Source organism: Lentzea sp. JNUCC 0626, assembly GCF_043632865.1.
In the GTDB taxonomy this organism is placed as follows: Bacteria; Actinomycetota; Actinomycetes; order Mycobacteriales; family Pseudonocardiaceae; genus Lentzea.
On the sequence record NZ_CP171635.1, the window covers coordinates 1,056,710 to 1,073,480 of the forward strand.

Below are 16,771 nucleotides of genomic sequence, written 5' to 3' on the forward strand. Positions count from 1 at the left end.
TCACAGGTGCTGGGAGTAGGAGTCGAACGGCGCGTCCGGCTCGCCGGACGGCTTGAAGTGGTCGATGTTCTGCATCGTCGGGCCCCACTCCTCGCGCGGTTTCCACACGGCCTCGACGCGCATGCCCATCCGCACGTCCTCCGGTGCGACGCCGAGCAGCAGGTGCAGGAACGGGATGTCCGCGCCGTCGAGCAGCACGTACGCCGAGACATACGGCGGTGGGATGCGCTGGCCCAGGAACGGGACGTTGACCACGCAGTACGTCGTGATCGTGCCGTGGTCGGCGAGCTCGACCTGGTCGGTCGTCGGCACGCCGTCGGTCGGGCACGCCGGGCGCGGCGGGAAGTAGACCTTCTCGCACGACGGGCAGCGCTGGCCGAGCAGCCTGCCCTCCATGAGGCCGCGCAGGAACGGGTCCTCGGTCGGCGACGCCGAGTGCGTGTAGTGCAGGTTGACCGGGGTGGTCACCATCGTGACGTCGTCCGCTTCCACCGGCTCGTCAGCGGGCTCGTCCGAGAGCTCGAAGCACTCGATGTCGGTGATCGCGCCGACGCGTTCGTCGCGCCATCGCACCCGGACGCGCGCGCCGGTGGAGATCTGGTCCGGGGTGCCGGCGTCGACGGCGTGCAGCAGCGAGGTGTCCGCGCCGTCGAGCTGGATGAGCGCCCACGCGAACGGCCGGTCGAGCGGCTGTCCTTCGAGGGGCTCGGGAATCCACGACCACCCGCGCACGACACCGGTCGCCGCCACGTCCACGAACTCGTGGAGGCGTTCGGCGGTCACGGGGTCGTACTCGAGCGGCGGCACGTGCACACGCCCGTCGCTGCCGCGGATCCCGGTCACCTTGCGGCGGCGCAGATCCGAGAGGAACCGGCCCAGCGTCGGGCCGAGCGAGCGCGTGTAGTCGAAGCCAACGTCGAGCGGAGCACTCAGCGGCCGAGTCACAGATCAAAGTGAAACAGGTTCTCGAAATGGTGGCAAGATGGGTGCATGAAGCTCGGTCTGCAGCTCGGGTACTGGGGCGCCGGTCCGCCTCAGAACGCCGCCGAACTCGTGGCGGCGGCGGAGGAATTCGGCTTCGACGCGGTGTTCGCCGCCGAGGCGTGGGGCTCGGACGCGTTCACCCCGTTGGCGTGGTGGGGATCCGAGACTTCGAGGGTGCGGCTCGGGACGTCCGTCGTGCAGATGTCGGCACGCACGCCGGCCGCCTGCGCGATGCACGCGCTGACGCTGGACCACCTCTCCGGCGGGCGGTTCATCCTCGGGCTCGGGGTGTCCGGGCCGCAGGTCGTGGAGGGCTGGTACGGGCGGCCGTTCGCGAAACCCCTTGCCAGGACCAGGGAGTACGTGTCGATCCTGCGGCAGGTGCTGGCCCGCGAGGCGCCCGTGCGCAACGACGGGCCGCACTACCCGTTGCCCTACCAGGGGCCGGGGGCGCTGGGGCTCGGCAAGCCGTTGAAGCCCATCACCCATCCGCTGCGCGCTGACCTGCCCATCTGGCTGGGTGCGGAGGGGCCGAAGAACGTCGCGCTGACGTCGGAGATCGCGGACGGGTGGCTCGCCATCTACTACGCGCCCCGGCTCGCCGACATGTACAACGAATGGCTCGACGAGGGGTTCGCCAAGTCGGGCCGCAGCAGGGAGAACTTCGAGGTCGCGGCCACGTGCCAGGTCGTCGTGACGGACGATCCGGCGTCCGTCCGGGCGATGCTGAAGCCCTTCGTCGCTTTGTACATCGGCGGAATGGGCGCGCCCGGGATGAACTTCCACGCCGAGGTGTTCACGCGCATGGGCTACGGCGAGGTCGTGCAGGACATCGGCAAGCTCTTCCAGGCAGGACGCAAGGACGAGGCGGCGCAGGTGGTTCCGGACGAGCTGGTGTCCGAGATCAGCATCGTCGGGACGGCCGAGCAGGTGCGCGAGGAGGTCCGGCGATGGGAGAAGGCGGGTGTCACGACGCTGCTCGTCGGCTGTCGTGACGTTGCCTCGATCAAGGCCGTCGCGGAGGCTTGTCAGTAGGTGAAACGCGTTCTACTTTGAGGGTGTGGTCACAGGACTCTGGAACATCGCTGCCGATCAGCCGGACCTGACCGCGCTGGTCGATCCGAGTGGTCGCGAGATCACCTACTCCGAGCTCGCGGGCGCCGCGAACCGCTACGGCCGCGGGTTCCGGGCCCTGGGCCTGCAACCGGGCGACAGCATCGTGCTGATGCTGCCCAACAGCGCCGAACTGGTGGCGGTCTACTTCGCCGCTTACCAGACGGGCCTCTACGTCGTGATGGCCAACTGGCACCTGACCGGGGCCGAGGTCGCGTACCTCGTGCAGGACAGCGGTGCCAAGGCCGTCGTGGCCCACGAACGGTTCGCGGCGGCCGCCGTGGAGGCCGCCGCGAGTCTTCCCGCGCAAGCCCGGTTCGCGGTCGGGGAGATCGACGGGTTCACGCCGTTGAGCGAGCTCCGGGAAGGCGAGGGCAGGCCTGACGGCCGCACCACCGGGTCACCGATGCTCTACACCTCCGGCACCACAGGACGGCCGAAGGGCGTGCGCAGGCCGTTGACGGGCGCCGATCCCGACGACGTGCCCCCGAACGCCGCGTGGTTCTTCGGCATCTTCGGGATCAAGCCGCACGACGGGCACGTGCACCTGTGCGGATCACCGCTCTACCACACGGCCGTGCTGAACTTCGTGACCATCTCGATCCAGCTGGGCCACACCGCGGTGCTGATGGACCACTGGGCGCCCGAGGAGATGCTGCGGCTGATCGAACGCCACAAGGTCACCCACAGCCACATGGTGCCGACCCAGTTCCACCGGTTGCTCGCACTGCCGGACGACGTCAAGGCGCGCTACGACATGTCGTCGCTGCGGTCGATGATCCACGGCGCGGCGCCGTGCCCGCTGGAGGTCAAGCGCCGCATGCTCGACTGGTGGGGGCCGGTCGTGATCGAGTACTACGCGGCCACCGAGGGCGGCGGCACCGCGATCAGCGCGACCGAGTGGCTGAAGAAGCCCGGATCCGTCGGGCTGCCGTGGCCGACGTCGGAGATCAAGATCCTCGGCGAGGACGGCACCGAGCTGCCGGTGGGGGAGCAGGGGCTCGTCTACATGCGGATGGGTACCTCGACGTTCGAGTACCACAAGGACGCCGAGAAGACCCGGGCCGCGCGCGTCGGCAAGCTGTTCACGTTGCAGGACATCGGGTATCTCGACGAGGACGGCTACCTGTTCCTGTGCGACCGCAAGAACGACATGATCATCTCCGGCGGGGTGAACATCTACCCGGCCGAGATCGAGGGCGAGCTGATCTGCCACCCGAAGGTCGCGGACGTGGCCGTGTTCGGCGTGCCGCACCCGGACTGGGGCGAGGCGATCAAGGCGGTGGTGCAGCCGACGGACGGGGTGACCGGCGACGACGCGTTGACCGAGGAACTGCTGGAGTTCGCCCGGACGAGGCTCGCGAAGTTCAAGCTGCCGCGGACCGTTGAATACCTGGCCGAGCTGCCACGCGACCCGAACGGCAAGCTGTACAAGCGGAAGCTGCGCGATGCGTGACGCGATCAGGATGTCGGCCGCCGAGGTCGAGGAGTTCCTGCGCGGGCAGAAGACGTTGATCGTGGCCACCATCGGCCGCAACGGCCTGCCGCACCTCGCGCCGATGTGGTTCGCGTGGGTGGACGGCGAGATCGTGTTCTGCACGGACCGCAAGTCGCAGAAGATCCTGAACCTGCAACGGGATCCGCGCTGCAGCGTGCTGGCCGAGGCGGGGGAGTCCTACGACCAGTTGCGCGGCGTGCACATGGAGGGCGTCACCGAGTTCACCGACCTCGGCCCGGTCGTGGACGCGGTGGTGGCGCGCAACTTCGGGGAGGTCGGCGACGACCCGGCCGCCCGTGAGGCGTTGAAGAAGGCGATGGCGCGGCGGGCCGCCGTGATCTTCCGTCCGACCAAGACCGCCAGCTGGGACCATCGGAAGACGATGTCGGGAGTGACACCGTGACCCTGAACCGCCGTCAGGTGCTCGCCGGAGCCGGGCTCGCGCTGGCTTCGGGACTGGTCAAACCTTCTACCGCCTCCGCCGACCTCGGCGAGTTCGACGTCGTGGTGGTGGGCGCCGGTGCGGCGGGCATGACCGCCGCGCTGACCGCCGCCAAGCGCGACCTGAGCTGCGTGGTCGTCGAGAAGGCGCCGACGTACGGCGGTTCGGCGGCCCGGTCCGGCGCGGGCATCTGGATCCCGAACAACGAGGTGATCCTCGCCGCCGGCATCCCGGACACCCCCGCGAAGGCCGCGCAGTACATGGCGGCGGTCGTCGGCGACATCCCGTTGGTGCGCCAGCAGGCCTACCTCGCGCACGGGCCGCAGATGATCTCGTTCGTCATGCGCAACAGCCCGTTGCGGTTCCGGCACATGGACGGCTACAGCGACTACTACCCGGAACTGCCGGGCGGCATCGCGAAGGGCCGTTCGATCGAACCCGAGATGCTCGACGGCCGCGTCCTCGGCGCGGAACTGGCCAACCTGAACGCCCCCTACCTGACCCCGCCCGCCGGCCTGGTGATCTACGGCGCCGACTACAAGTGGCTCGCCCTGGCTCTGGTGAACGCGAAGGGCGCGGCGACGGCGGCCGCTGCTCTCGCCCGAGGCACGGCGGCCGCGCTGGCGGGCCAGAAGCCGTTGACGATGGGCCAGGCGCTCGCCGGTGGGCTGCGGGCGGGGCTCCTGCAGTCGGGGGTGCCGGTGTGGCTGAACACCGGTCTTGAGGATCTGGTCGTGGAAAACGGCGCGGTGCGGGGTGTCGTGACGTCTCGCGGTGTCGTGCGCGCACGCCGTGGCGTGATCATGGGTTCCGGCGGCTTCGAGCACAACGCGGCGATGCGCGCCCAGTACCAGCGCCAGCCGATCGGTACTCAGTGGACGGTCGGCGCTCGCGAGAACACCGGCGACGGCCACCGCGCGGGCCTGCGGGCCGGTGCGGCGGTGGACCTGATGGACGACGCCTGGTGGGGTCCGGCCATCCCGACGCCCGGCTCGCCGTACTTCTGCCTCGCCGAACGCACGCTGCCCGGCGGCCTGATGATCAACGCGGCGGGCAGGCGCTTCGTCAACGAGGCCGGGCCGTACAGCGACGTCGTGCACACGATGTACGACAAGAACCCGACCGACCCGTGCATCCCGGCGTGGCTCATCGTTGACCAGAACTACCGCAACAGGTACCTCTTCGCCGACGTGGCGCCGACCTTGCCGCTCCCGGACGGCTGGTACCAGTCCGGCGCGGTGGTGAAGAACTGGTCCTTGGACGGCCTCGCCTCGGCCATCGGCGTGCCCGGCGCGAACCTGAGGTCGACCGTCAGCCGCTTCAACGGCCAGGCCATGACCGGCCGCGACGCGGACTTCCACCGCGGCGACAGCGCCTACGACCACTACTACACCGACCCGGCCGTCTTCCCGAACTCGTGCCTCGCCCCGCTGTGGCTGGCGCCGTTCTACGCGTTCAAGATCGTGCCCGGCGACCTCGGCACCAAGGGCGGGCTCGTCACGGACGCCCGTGCGCGCGTGCTGCGGCCGGACGGCTCGGTGATCCCCGGCCTGTACGCGGCGGGCAACGTGAGTTCGGCCGTCATGGGCCGCAGCTACGCCGGGGCGGGTTCGACCATCGGGCCCGCCATGACGTTCGGGTACATCGCGGCCAACGATCTCTAGTCGCAGCTGCAGTGCGCGGGCACGTCGGCGAACGTCAGCGCGGCGCCGACCTGCACGAACGGCCAGCCACCGGTCTCCGCCAGCAGGAGATCGGTGGTGAGGCTGTCCCCGGTCACGAAGCAGACCGTCCGCCCGTCCGTCAACGCCTCGCGCACCGCGTCGGTGAACCCCGGCGTGCCCTTGGGATGCCCGACCTCACCCGACACGAACACCCGCGCGAACCGGTCGGCGAGGCCCGACAGCCGGATCTTCTGGCGTTGCAACGACCGGCAGCCGTCGGTGGCGAGCCACAGCTCGTGCCGTTCGGCCAGTGAGTCCAAAGCGGACTCGACGCCGGGGAACGGCCGCACCAGCGCGCAGCGCAGTCGCCGGAACGCCAGCGCGGCCGTCTGAGCGTCCGCCGCGCTCCCCAGGTCTGCCAAAGCCAGTCGCCACGCCCGCACGTCGTTGCCCACCAACGCTTCGACGGTCTCGCGCGGCATCGGCAGTTCGTGGAAGTCGGCCCACAAAGCCTCCCAGGACGCGACCCGTTCGACCTCGCGGTGCGTGACGGTCCGGATGTCGCGCCACTCCCGTCGCGCGGCGGCCAGCACGACGTCGATCGCCCGTTCGGTCGCCGGGATCGAGAGCTCACCGAGCACCGCGGCGATGGCGGCACGTGCCGCCGCGCCGTCCGGGATCAGGCAGTCGTCGAGGTCGATGATGACGACCGGTCGCACCACGCGCGCCTCCTGGGCCTGGCAACTGCGGGTGCAAATGATCAAGCGCCCCGCCTGTTCCTCGCTATCGTGCCCGAATCCCCGAACGCGGGGGTTCGGCTGGGGGACGGAAGGGATCTACATCTCATGCGCGACAGACGCTTCACCGTGCGCCTCTTCGGCGCCGTCGCCGCACTGATGCTCCTGTTCGGAGGGGCACCCGCGGTGGCGCAGGAGGCCAGTGCGGCCGGGTTCACCGTGTGGCGCAACCAGGGGTTGTCGGGCTACTGCCTGGCCAACCACCACCCGGCCGCGTTCATGCACTTCGGGCCGAGCCCCAGCAGTGCGTGGTGCGGGCGGTACAACGACCAACTCTGGAGCAGGGACTCGACCGGGATGGTCCAGAACCTGCACAGCGGGAAGTGTCTCGCCACGCACGGCGGCGGGGTCTTCACGTCGGACTGCAACTCGGGCTACCGCGACCAGCGCTGGGTCGGGTACCCGCCGGAGCCCGCCCTGCTGGAGAACCGCCAGTACCCCGGCATGTGCCTTGCCGCGCACGCCAACGGGAACGTGTTCATCTCGCCCTGCAACCCGAGCTACGCGGACCAGTACTGGTCCTACTGACGAGAGCGCCTGGCCGGGAGGACGGGCGCTACCGGCCTTTGAACTCCGGCCTGCGCTTCTCCGCGAACGCCCGCGGCCCCTCCTTGGCGTCCTCGCTGGAGAACACCTCCATGCCGAGCCGGGCGTCCACTGTGAACGCCTCGTTCTCGTGCATGACCTCGGTCTCGCGCATGGTCTGCAGGATCTTCTGCACGGCGATCGGTCCGTTCGCCGTGATCAACGCGGCCAGCTCCAACGCCTTGTCGAGCGCCTGACCGTCCGGCACCACGTGTCCGATCAGGCCGATCTCCTTGGCCTCGGCCGCCCGGATGTGCCGCCCGGTCAACAGGAGGTCCGCCGCCACGGTGTACGGGATCTGCCGGGGCAACCGGACCGCCGAGCCGCCCATCGGGAACAGCCCCCAGCGCGCCTCCGAGACGCCGAACCGCGCGGACTCGCCCGCCACCCGGATGTCCGTCGCCTGCAGGATCTCCGTGCCGCCCGCGACCGCCGGGCCTTCCACCGCCGCGATGAGCGGTTTCGTCAATCGACGTCCTTTCAGCAGCGACTCGATGACGGAGAAGTCGAACTTGCCGGCGTTCTCGCTGGGGTGGTTGGACGTCATGGCCTTGAGGTCGGCGCCCGCGCAGAACGAGCCGCCCGCGCCGGTCAGCACGCACACGCGGACGTCCGGATCGGTGTCGACCCGGTCCCACGCGTCCTTCATGATGGCCAACATGGGGCCGGACAAGGCGTTGCGGACCTCTGGCCGGTTCATCGTGACCACCAGGACGTTGCCGACCAAGTCCACCAACGCGTGTGGTTCTGTCGTGGTCGTCATTCGCGCGCCTCCTGGATCGAGTCTGACCGCACGGGGGATTGTCCAGAACAGTAACACGTTCTACTTTGCCTGCTATGGCCCTCAACGTCGCAGACCTCGTTGAACACGCCGCCGACACCGTGCCCGACCGGACCGCGCTCGTGTGCGGGTCCAAGAGGGTCACTTACGCCGAGCTCGAGGGGCGAGCCAACAAACTGGCTCACCACCTGGCAAAGAACGGCGTGACGCAGGGTTCGCACGTGGGCCTCTACGCGCGCAACTCGATCGAACTGGTCGAAGCCATGATCGCGGTCTACAAGCTGCGGGCCGTGGCCATCAACGTGAACTACCGCTACACCAAGAACGAGTTGCAATACCTCTTCGGGGAAGCGGATCTGACCGCTCTCGTACACGAACGGCGGTACTCGCCGCTGGTCGCGGAGGTCGGGGCACCCGGCCACACCGTCGTGATCGACGACGAGACCGAGGAACCGTTCGAGGGCACGGACTACGAGACGGCGCTGGCCGAGGAGTCGGGCGACCGCGACTTCGCCCCGCGCAGCCCGGACGACCTCTACATCCTGTTCACCGGCGGCACGACCGGCATGCCCAAGGGCGTGATGTGGCGGCACGAGGACGTGTGGCGCACGCTCGGCGGCGGCATCGACTTCGTGACGGGCGAACGGCTCGCCGACGAGTGGCACCAGGCCAGGGCGGGCAAGGACTACGGCCTGATCCGGCTGTGCCTGCCGCCGCTCATCCACGGCGCCGCGCAGTGGGCCGTGCTGGGTGCGTTGTTCAGCGGCAGCACGGTCGTGCTGGTGCCCAAGTTCGACCCCGCCGAGATCTGGCAGGTGATCGAACGGGAAAAGGTTCAGGTCGCGGTCATCACCGGCGACGCGATGGGCCGGCCGCTGATCGAGGAGTTCCAGCGCGGCACGTACGACGCGTCGTCGCTCTACATCCTCAACAGCAGCGCCGCGCTCTTCTCGTACACGGTGAAGAAGCAGTACCACGAACACCTGCCGCACACGACGTTGCTCGAGTCCATCGGGTCGAGCGAGACCGGGTCCACCGGCATCGGCGCGGTGCCCAAGGAGATGGTCAAGACCGACGGCACCAAGGTGAAGCTCAACGACGACACCATCGTCATCGACGAGGACGGCAACAAGCTGGAGCCGTCGCCCGGTGTCATCGGCAAGCTGGCGCGCGGCGGGCACATCCCGATCGGCTACTACAAGGACCCCGAGAAGACCGCGCGGATGTTCGTGGAGGTCGACGGCAGGCGGTTCACCGTGCCCGGCGACTTCGCCCGGTTCGAGGAGGACGGCGACATCACGTTGCTGGGGCGCGGCAACACCTGCGTCAACACCGGCGGCGAGAAGGTGTTCCCGGAAGAGGTTGAGGGCGTGCTCAAGTCGCACCCGGACGTCTTCGACGCGCTCGTCATCGGCATCCCCGACGACACGCTCGGCCAACGGGTCGGAGCGATCGTCGCACCCCGCGAAGGCGCGACCCCGACACTGTCCGAACTGGACGCTCACGTCCGCGAGTCGCTCGCGGGCTACAAGGTGCCGCGCTCGCTGTGGCTCGTGCCCGAGATCGGCCGCACCCCGAGCGGCAAACCCGACTACCAGTGGGCGCAGCGCCACGTGGAGGACCATGCGCACCAGCCTGTGTGACCAGCTGGGCATCGAGCACCCCGTCTTCGGCTTCACGCCGTCCGAGCACGTGGCGGCGGCGATCAGCAGGGCGGGCGGGCTCGGTGTCCTCGGGTGCGTGCGGTTCAACGACGCGGAGGACCTCGACCGCGCGTTGACGTGGATGGACGAGAACACCGACGGCAAACCGTACGGCGTCGACATCGTCATGCCGGCGAAGATCCCGGCCGAGGGCACGCAGATCGACCTCGCCGGGCTCATCCCGCAGAGCCACAAGGACTTCGTGGCGCAGACGCTGCTCAAGCTCGGCGTGCCCCCGCTGCCCGACGGCGAGGGCGGCGAGGGCGTGCTCGGCTGGCTGCACTCGGTCGCGCGGTCGCACGTGGACGTCGCCCTCGAACACCCCATCAGGCTCATCGCGAACGCCCTGGGCTCACCGCCCACCGACGTCATCGAACGCGTGCACGCGGCAGGCGTTCCGGTCGCCGCGTTGGCGGGCAAGGCCGAACACGCGCGACGGCACGTGGCGAACGGCGTCGACATCGTGGTGGCACAGGGCTACGAGGCGGGCGGCCACACGGGTGAGGTCGCGACGATGGTGCTCGTGCCGGAGATCGTCGACGCGGTGGACGTCCCGGTGCTCGCCGCCGGAGGCATCGGTTCGGGACGGCAGGCGGCCGCGGCACTCGCGCTCGGCGCGTCCGGCGTGTGGATGGGTTCGTACTGGCTCACCACGGCCGAGTACACCCTGGGCAACTCCAGCACGCAGGACGCCTTGCTCGCCGCCGGGTCGAGCGACACCGTCCGCACCCGCATCTACACCGGCAAGCCCGCGCGGCTGCTCAAGACGCGGTGGACCGAGGCGTGGACCACCGAGGACGCCCCTGAGCCGTTGCCGATGCCGTTGCAGAACCTGCTGGTCAGCGAGGCGCACCACCGGATCGCGCAGTCCGGCGACCCGTCGGTGGTCTCGATGCCGGTCGGGCAGATCGTCGGGCGGATGAACGAGGTGCGGCCGGTCGCCGAGGTCATGGCGGACCTGCTGGCCGAGTTCGACCAGGCCGTCGAACGGGTGCACAAGGCGCGCTGACCGGAGCCGCGTCACAAGGCCCTTGACCAGGTGGCGCGGCGGGTTAGGGTGTACCCCGCACATACATGTTCTGGGGGGAACACCATCATGCGCTCTCGCGCCCTGCTGCCGTGCGTGCTCGCACTGGCGGCGTTGCTCGTCGCACCGCAGGCGTCCGCCGCCGCGTGCCAGTACGTGAAGCAGGACCTGCCCGTCCCGGCCGGCCTGAGCATGCTCTACCTGAACGGCAGCAGCACCAACAACAGCCGCATCGTCGGCCAGCTCATGCAGGGCCAGTACGGCAGGGGAGCGCTGTGGGTGAACAGCACCCTGCGGCAGATGACTCCGCCCGCGTCGGCGCTGGACCACACGATTCCGATGGCCGTCAACAACACGAGCGTCGTCGCGGGCTTCGAGCAGTTCGACAACGGCCCGAACGGACGCACGCACAAGGCGTTCCGCTACGAGAACGGCGTCTACGAGTTCCTGCAGACCGATCCCGGCCGGAGCTCGGAGGCGCACGCGATCAACGACGCGGGTGACGTCGTCGGCACGCAGGGCGGCGACGTCTACCTGTGGCCGCGCGGCGGCCCGCGCAAGCTGATCTCCGGCGGGGGCACGCCGCTGGGCGTCAACGCGCAGCGCAAGATCGTCGTCCAGTTCCCGACGTCCAGGACGGTGGTGTTCGACGGCAACGGTGGCCCGGCGGTCGAGATCCCCGGCTACAGCTCCGCGGTGACGTTCGACAACGACCGGGTGCTGCGCCGCGAGCAGGGCGGGTTCGTCGAGTGGGACCTCGACGGCGTCCAGGTCGCGACCCATCCCGGTGGCGTGACGCCGTTCGGCCGCAACGGAAGCGGCACCGTCTACGGCACGTACTACGACGCGAACGCCCAGGAGCGTCTCGCCCTGTGGCGCAAGACCGGCAGGACCGACGTCGTCGCCGACCCGATGCCGATCGCGATCACCTCCGCCGACGTGACCGACGCGGCCACGCTGATCGGCGTCTACAGGTCTCCGGAGCAGCTCACGCGTCCCGCGCGCTGGCTCTGGACCTGTGCCTGAACCACTTCAAGAAACTGAAGGAAATCACGACATGAAGCGCACAAGCGTTGCTGCTGGGGTGCTCGGCGCACTGGTGCTGGCGTCCACGGTCGCGTCGCCCCAGGCGGTCGCGGCGGCCTGCCAGTACAACCGCCAGGACCTGCCCCTGCCCGCGGGCGTCGGCCACACGATGACGAACGGCAGCAGCACCAACAACAGCCGCATCGCGGGCCAGGTCGACAAGGGTGGCACCCTGCGCGGCGTGTACTGGGTCAACAGCACCCTGCGCGAGCTGCCCGCGCCGTCGGACATGTGGAGCCACACGGTTCCCCAGGCCGTCAACAACACCAGCGTCGTCGCGGGCTACGAGCAGTCCGGCAGAGGTGGTCCCGGCACGCGAGTCAGGGCGTTCCGCTTCGAGAACGGCGCTTACCAGTACCTCGAGACCGATCCGGGCTCCAGCTCGAAGGCGGTCGCGATCAACGACGCCGGTGACGTCCTGGGCATCATGTGGTCCGGCACCAGCGAGACCTTCGGCGACACGTACCTGTGGCCGCGCACCGGGCCGCGCAGGCTCGTGTCGTCGTCCCGCCCGATCGGCATCACCAACCAGGGCAAGGTCGTGGTGCACGGCGGCGGCTCGACGCGGGTGCTCAGCCTCGACGGCAGCCCCGCCGTGGAGATTCCCGGCATGGCGCCGTTCGTCGTGCTGGACAACGACCGGATCCTGAGGCGCGAGCCCCTCGAGACGAGCAACGACATCACCGAGTGGGACCTCGGCGGGACGCTGGTCGCCACGCACCAGAACGCCTGGAAGCCCTTCGGCCGCAACGGCAGCGGCACGATGTTCGGCGTCTACGACGACGTGCAGGGAAACAACCGGCCCGCGTTGTGGCGAAAGACGGGCCGCACGGACGTGGTGGCCGACTTCCTGCCCATCGACACCGCCTACAGCGACGTGACCGACGCCGCCACGTTGATCGGTACCTACATCGGCACGGACAACATCGCCCGTCCGGCGCGCTGGCTCTGGGTCTGCAGCTGACCGAGTTCGAAACTGGGGGAGCAGGAATGAATCGCCGAAACGTCACCGCCGGTGTGCTGAGCGCGCTCGTGCTCGGCTCGGCCGTCGTCACGCCGCAGGCCGCGGCCGCCGCGTGCCAGTACGTTCGCCAGGACCTGCCGCTGCCCGCCGGTGGGAGTTACCCGCACACCACGGGCAGCAGCACCAACAACAGTCGCGTCGTCGGTGCCTACTGGCAGAACGGCAGCCGGGGCGCGGTGTGGACGAACAGCGTGCTGCGGGTGATGGCGGCCCCGGCCAACTCGGCCGACCAGGTCGAACCCGCCGCGGTCAACAACACCGGTGTCGTGGCGGGCGTGCACCAGACCTACCGGGGCGCGAACCCGCCGCTGTACAAGGCTTTCCGCTACGAGAACAACACCTACACTTTCCTGGCGGTCGAGGCCGGCGAGCAGTCGCGCGCGGTCGCGATCAACGACGCGGGCGACGTGCTCGGCATGGTGTGGCAGGAGGCCACGCCGAACGTCCGCACCGTGGTGATGTGGCCGCGCAACGGGTTGCGCAAGGACTTCGGGCCCGGCCTGGCGATCGGCATCGACGCCCAGCGCAGGATCGTCAAGGTCGAGGACCCGGCGAGCACGGCCATCACCGGCTGGGTCGTGAACGGCGACACCGGCGCGCGGCTGAAGCTCGAAGGCGCGCGCACGCCGATGGTGTTCGACAACGACCGCGTGCTGCACTACGAGTCCACGGCCACTGGCACGCAGATCGTCGAACTGGACCTCACCGGCGCGCGCGTCGCGACGTACGAGGGCGGCGTGAACGTCTACGGCCGCAACGGAAGTGGCACGGTCTTCGGCACGTTCGGCATCACCCAGCCGAGCCTGTGGCGCAAGACCGGCCGTTCCGAGGTGGTGGCGGACAAGCTGCCCGACCCGACCTACTACGCCGACGTCACCGACGCGGCGACCCTGATCGGCACCTACCGCGATGCCGACGACAGTTCGCACCCGGCGCGCTGGGTGTGGACCTGCGCCTGATGAACAGAGGAAGAGTGTTGCGACAGAAGCGAGTTCTCGCCGGAGCGGTCAGCCTGACGGCCGCCCTTTCGCTCGCGGTGGCACCGCAGGCGGCCGCTGCCGACTGCGTGTACAACCGCGTGGACCTGCCGTTGCCCGCGGGCACCACCAACGCGGAGGTCGAAGGCAGCAGCACCAACAACAGCCGGATCGTCGGGTCCTACTGGGCGGAGTCCCGCAGCCGTGCCGCGCTGTGGGTGAACAGCACCCTGCGCGTGCTGCCCCAGGCGACGGAGCCGTTCCGCGACGTCTTCCCGGAAGGCGTCAACAACACCAGCGTCGTGGTCGGCCGCCAGGAGTGGCGGAGCTCCCCCAACACGGGAAGCCAGGCCTTCCGCTACGAGAACAACACGTACACGTTCCTGGAGACCGCCGCGGACGAGAACTCCAGGGCGTCCCACGTGAACGACAACGGCGACGTTCTCGGCGAGGCGTGGAAGAAGTCGAACCCCAACGAGCGCACGGTCGTGCTGTGGCCGCGCGGCGGCGCCCGGAAGTCGTTCGGCGTGGGCTACCCGATGGGCATCAGCGCGCAGCGCAAGCTGGCGGTGAGCTACGACCGGGACGCCTGGATCGTCGACGGTGACACCGGCGCCAGGACTCAGGTACCGGGCGGCAGCCAGCCGATGGTGATCGACAACGAGCGGCTGCTGGGCTACGAGTTTCTCGGCGTGAGCATTCCTGGCGTGGTCAGCGAATGGGACCTCAACGGTGTCAAGGTGAACGAGTACCGCGGCGGGCTGCAGGCGTACGGCAAGAACAACAGCGGCACCGTGTTCGGGACGATCCGGCCCGAGGTGGGCGGTGGACCGACCCTGTGGCGCACGAACAGCCGCATGCCGGTGCTCGCGGACCGGCTGCCGACCAGCTTCTACGGCGACGTCACCGACGCCGCCACGCTGATCAGCAGCTACCGCAACGACGTCGGGGAGACGCGTCCCGCGCGCTGGCTGTGGGTCTGCAGCTGACCACGTGCGTCCGTGACGGAAACATCCAATCTTGGGGGAATCACATGAAGCGCGTAGTTCTGCCCTGCCTCGTCGTGCTCGCGTCGCTCGTCGCCGCGCCCCAGGCGTCGGCGGCCGCCTGCCAGTACGTCAAGCAGGACCTGCCTGTTCCGGCCGGAGCGGGTGACGTCCTCCTCAACGGCAGCAGCTCGAACAACAGCCGGATCGTCGGTCACCTGACCGTGGAGGGCAACCACCGCGCCGTCTACTGGGCGAACGGCACTCTGCGGCACCTGGCGCCGGCGCCCAACGGCGAAGAGGGCACGGTGGGGCTCGACGTCAACAACACCGGCGTCGTCACGGGCTACCTGCTGGACTACCGGGGCCAGGATCCGGCGGTGCTGCGACCGTTCCGCTACGAGAACGGCGCGTACGAGCAGCTGTCGGTCGGCGAGGGCACGTACGGGATGGGGCAGGCGATCAACGACGCGGGTGACATCGCCGGAAAGGACGACGGTGGCGTGTACCTGTGGCCTCGCGGTGGTGCTCGGAAGCTGATCGCTGCCAACGGCGGTGACGTGATCGGCTTGACCAACGACGGCAAGATCGTGGTCAGGGCGTCGTCGTCGGTGAAGGTGTACGACGCCAACGGTGGCCCGACGGTGGACATCCCCGGCGGTGCCGCCGGCAGTGCGGTGATGGACAACGACAGGGTGTTCCTCCGCGAGCGGGACGCGTCCGGTGAGCTGGTGACCTCGGAGTACGACCTCACCGGAGCGAGGATCACCTCGCACCCCGTCCAGGGGAAGTTGTTCGGGCGCAACGGCAGCGGCACGGTCTGGGGCATGCACGTGCAGCCCGGCACCACCACCCAGAACCACGCGCTGTGGCGCAGCACCGGCCGGACCGACCTGGTCGCGGACCCGATGCCGTTGACCGTCGGCCACAACGACATCACCGACGCCGCGACGCTGATCGGCACCTACCGCTCGGGCGACGGCCTCGTCCGGCCGGCACGGTGGCTCTGGGTCTGCAGCTGACAGTCCTTCGCGGCGCGGACGCCTGCGGCCATCGTGCCGCAGGCGTCCGCCGGCACGGAGGTCCGAACTGAACTGGGGAGTTCGCATGAACCGTCGTTCCGTCACCGCCGGTCTGCTCGGGGCGCTCGCCCTGGCGTCGGCCGTCGTCCCGCCGCAGGCAGCGGCCGCCGCCTGCCAGTACGTCCGCCAGGACCTGCCGCTCCCGGCCGGTGTGACGACCGCCGTGACCAAGGGGAGCAGCACCAACAACAGTCGCATCGTGGGCGAGTACTGGCAGAACGCCGGCCGTGGCGCGATCTGGACGAACAGCGCGTTGAGAGTCATGGCGCCGCCGGCGTCGACCTTCGACAGCGTCCGGCCGAACTCGGTCAACAACACCGGTGTCGTCGGCGGCACGCAGGAGATCTTCCGCGGTGGCAAGTACACGCACCGGGCGTTCCGCTACGAGAACAGCGCCTACCAGCTGCTCGCGGTCGAGCCGGGCGAGCAGTCGGCGGGGTACGCGATCAACGACGGTGGTGACGTGCTCGGCATCGTGTGGCAGGAGGCGACGCCGGCCGACCGCACCGTGGTGATGTGGCCGCGCACCGGGCCGCGCAAGTCGTTCGGCCTCGGGGAAGCGGTCGGCATCGACGCCCAGCGGCGGATCCTGATGTCCGCGCCGAGCCCCGGCCAGGCGGGGTGGATCGTGGACGGCAACACCGGCCTGAAGACCACGCTGCCCGGCGCTCGCACGCCGATGGTGCTCGACAACGACCGGGTGCTGCACTTCGAGTTCGGCCCTGCCAACACCCGGATCGTCGAACTGAACCTCGCTGGTACGCGGCTCGCGACGTACGAGGGTGGCGTGAACCTGTTCGGCCGCAACAACAGCGGCACGGTCTTCGGCACGTACGGCATCCCGCAGCCGAGCCTGTGGCGCCCCAGCGGCCGGTCGGACGCGGTGCTGGACAAGACTTTCGACTCGCGCTACTACGCCGACGTCACCGACGCGGCGACCCTGATCGGCACCTACCGCGAGGCCGACGACACCACCCGTCCGGCCCGCTGGGTCTGGACCTGCAGCTGACCACCGGGAAGAG

General features: G+C 69.5%; 16 protein-coding genes. 13 read left to right on the forward strand and 3 right to left on the reverse strand.

From position 1 onward, the window contains the following. Entirely contained in the window at positions 1-945 is a 945-nt protein-coding gene (locus tag JNUCC0626_RS04830) for a Zn-ribbon domain-containing OB-fold protein (RefSeq protein ID WP_394618429.1), read from the reverse strand. A gap of 45 nt (positions 946-990) precedes the next feature. Between JNUCC0626_RS04830 and JNUCC0626_RS04835 the strand changes: the two genes are divergently transcribed. Genes JNUCC0626_RS04835 through kstD form a run of 4 tightly spaced genes read left to right on the forward strand, consistent with a single transcriptional unit; the run spans position 991 to position 5,701 of the window. Beyond that, positions 991-2,019, forward strand: coding sequence for an LLM class F420-dependent oxidoreductase (locus tag JNUCC0626_RS04835; protein WP_394618430.1), 1,029 nt, complete (start codon positions 991-993; stop codon positions 2,017-2,019). A gap of 25 nt (positions 2,020-2,044) precedes the next feature. Continuing rightward, entirely contained in the window at positions 2,045-3,553 is a 1,509-nt protein-coding gene (locus JNUCC0626_RS04840; RefSeq protein WP_394618431.1) for an acyl-CoA synthetase, read from the forward strand. Beyond that, positions 3,546-3,998, forward strand: coding sequence for a pyridoxamine 5'-phosphate oxidase family protein (locus JNUCC0626_RS04845; protein WP_394618432.1), 453 nt, complete (start codon positions 3,546-3,548; stop codon positions 3,996-3,998). Before JNUCC0626_RS04840 ends, JNUCC0626_RS04845 begins: the two co-directional genes overlap by 8 nt. Next, the gene (gene kstD, locus JNUCC0626_RS04850) at positions 3,995-5,701 is read left to right on the forward strand and encodes a 3-oxosteroid 1-dehydrogenase (protein WP_394618433.1); all 1,707 of its coding nucleotides are present in this window, start codon (positions 3,995-3,997) and stop codon (positions 5,699-5,701) included. Before JNUCC0626_RS04845 ends, kstD begins: the two co-directional genes overlap by 4 nt. Here kstD and JNUCC0626_RS04855 read toward each other — a convergent pair. Then, positions 5,698-6,423 carry an HAD family hydrolase gene (locus tag JNUCC0626_RS04855; protein ID WP_394618434.1) on the reverse strand — a complete coding sequence of 242 codons (726 nt, stop codon included), beginning with the start codon at positions 6,421-6,423 and terminating at the stop codon, positions 5,698-5,700. The genes kstD and JNUCC0626_RS04855 overlap by 4 nt on opposite strands. A gap of 123 nt (positions 6,424-6,546) precedes the next feature. On the opposite strand from JNUCC0626_RS04855, the gene JNUCC0626_RS04860 reads away from it, so the two are divergent. Further along, positions 6,547-7,026, forward strand: a complete 480-nt coding sequence (locus JNUCC0626_RS04860) for an RICIN domain-containing protein (protein ID WP_394618435.1) — start codon at positions 6,547-6,549, stop codon at positions 7,024-7,026. Positions 7,027-7,054: 28 nt separating this feature from the next. Here the strand turns inward: JNUCC0626_RS04860 and JNUCC0626_RS04865 are convergent, their stop codons facing one another. Next, positions 7,055-7,846: a crotonase/enoyl-CoA hydratase family protein gene (locus JNUCC0626_RS04865; RefSeq protein ID WP_394618436.1), complete on the reverse strand. Its 792-nt coding sequence runs from the start codon at positions 7,844-7,846 to the stop codon at positions 7,055-7,057. A 74-nt stretch (positions 7,847-7,920) separates the two neighbouring features. On the opposite strand from JNUCC0626_RS04865, the gene JNUCC0626_RS04870 reads away from it, so the two are divergent. The 8 genes from JNUCC0626_RS04870 to JNUCC0626_RS04905 all read left to right on the forward strand — a co-directional run bounded on the left by JNUCC0626_RS04870 (position 7,921) and on the right by JNUCC0626_RS04905 (position 16,758). After that, positions 7,921-9,507: an acyl-CoA synthetase gene (locus tag JNUCC0626_RS04870; protein WP_394618437.1), complete on the forward strand. Its 1,587-nt coding sequence runs from the start codon at positions 7,921-7,923 to the stop codon at positions 9,505-9,507. Then, entirely contained in the window at positions 9,488-10,576 is a 1,089-nt protein-coding gene (locus JNUCC0626_RS04875; protein WP_394618438.1) for an NAD(P)H-dependent flavin oxidoreductase, read from the forward strand. Before JNUCC0626_RS04870 ends, JNUCC0626_RS04875 begins: the two co-directional genes overlap by 20 nt. Before the next feature lie 87 nt (positions 10,577-10,663). Further along, a complete protein-coding gene (locus tag JNUCC0626_RS04880; protein ID WP_394618439.1) occupies positions 10,664-11,620 on the forward strand; it encodes a hypothetical protein in 957 nt (318 codons plus the stop codon). 31 nt (positions 11,621-11,651) lie between these two features. Beyond that, a complete protein-coding gene (locus JNUCC0626_RS04885; RefSeq protein ID WP_394618440.1) occupies positions 11,652-12,644 on the forward strand; it encodes a hypothetical protein in 993 nt (330 codons plus the stop codon). 26 nt (positions 12,645-12,670) lie between these two features. Further along, a complete protein-coding gene (locus tag JNUCC0626_RS04890) occupies positions 12,671-13,663 on the forward strand; it encodes a hypothetical protein (protein WP_394618441.1) in 993 nt (330 codons plus the stop codon). A 17-nt stretch (positions 13,664-13,680) separates the two neighbouring features. Beyond that, positions 13,681-14,670 (forward strand): hypothetical protein, encoded by a 990-nt coding sequence (locus JNUCC0626_RS04895; protein ID WP_394618442.1) that lies wholly within the window; start codon positions 13,681-13,683, stop codon positions 14,668-14,670. Between the two features lie 44 nt (positions 14,671-14,714). Next, positions 14,715-15,689 carry a hypothetical protein gene (locus JNUCC0626_RS04900; RefSeq protein WP_394618443.1) on the forward strand — a complete coding sequence of 325 codons (975 nt, stop codon included), beginning with the start codon at positions 14,715-14,717 and terminating at the stop codon, positions 15,687-15,689. A gap of 85 nt (positions 15,690-15,774) precedes the next feature. Then, a complete protein-coding gene (locus tag JNUCC0626_RS04905) occupies positions 15,775-16,758 on the forward strand; it encodes a hypothetical protein (protein ID WP_394618444.1) in 984 nt (327 codons plus the stop codon). Positions 16,759-16,771: the final 13 nt, after the last annotated feature.